Origin of the sequence: Yersinia proxima (assembly GCF_902170785.1) — a bacterium.
Classification (GTDB): Bacteria; Pseudomonadota; Gammaproteobacteria; order Enterobacterales; family Enterobacteriaceae; genus Yersinia; species Yersinia proxima.
Window position 1 is genome coordinate 1 of the sequence record NZ_CABHYG010000010.1, and the last position, 988, is coordinate 988.

The following is a 988-nucleotide window of genomic DNA, read 5'->3' on the forward strand; positions in this document are numbered from 1 at the left end:
CCTAAAGAAGACTGGGATTTGTTCAGGTTGTTCTGAGTCAGCAGAGACAGGCTGTTAGTGTTAATGACCGCCATAGTAGGTATTCCTTTAAATATGATTCGGCTAAGGTTCAGGCTTATTTGCCCACGGCTTCAATCACCGTCTTTTTTATTATCGGCAGGCTCATCCAAATCTTTAGCTGTATATCCGGCGGTTCATTCTCCTACGCTGAAATAAAAAAGCCCCCGAATATCGGAGGCTTACTATTAAATCAAGCGTGAAATTAACGCAGCAGAGACAATACTGTTTGTGGAACCTGGTTAGCCTGAGCCAGAACAGAAGTACCCGCTTGTTGCAGAATCTGTGCACGGCTCATGTTGGACACTTCAGTTGAGTAATCCGCATCTTGAATACGGCTACGGGCTGAAGTCAGGTTGTTTACTGTATTGTTCAGGTTGGTGATGGTTGACTCAAAACGGTTCTGAGACGCACCTAACACGCTGCGCTGAGTATCAACCGCTTTCAGTGCCTTATCGATATCAGCCAACGGCGTGGTGCCGGTTGCTTTACCATCAGCTGCCACTGTGCCATTCAATACGTCGAAGCCTTTGGCTGCTACAGTACGCGCTTTACCATTTACCGCTTCATTAACGGCAGTTGCATCTTTCACTGCAGTAGTTAATGCAGTGTTCTTAGTATCCAATGTCGCTTTGGTTGTCGTAATATCACCAGCAACACCGCTTTTAACCGCAGCTAAATACGCAGTGTTCGCCGTATCGTAGTCAGTCTGTGCAGTATCAAGTGCAGCTTTCTTAGTGAAAGCGTAAGTATTTACGGTATCACCTGAAGTGCCATCAGCGTTAGCTGTTGCCAGGTTCCAGCCTGAACTTTTACCGATAGCAATGCTGATTTGTTCGTTATCTTTCGAACCGACCTGGAAATCATAGCTTGAATCCGTTGCAGTACGGTTATCCAATACTTTGATGCCGTTGAAATCAGTTTGCTTGGT

The 988-nt window shown here is 45.7% G+C and carries 1 protein-coding gene; it reads right to left on the bottom strand.

Annotated features, from left to right (window positions below):
* Positions 1-262 precede the first annotated feature (262 nt).
* Positions 263-988 (bottom strand): flagellin (locus FTB31_RS08885; RefSeq protein WP_227731294.1); only part of this gene is annotated, 726 nt, incomplete at its 5' end.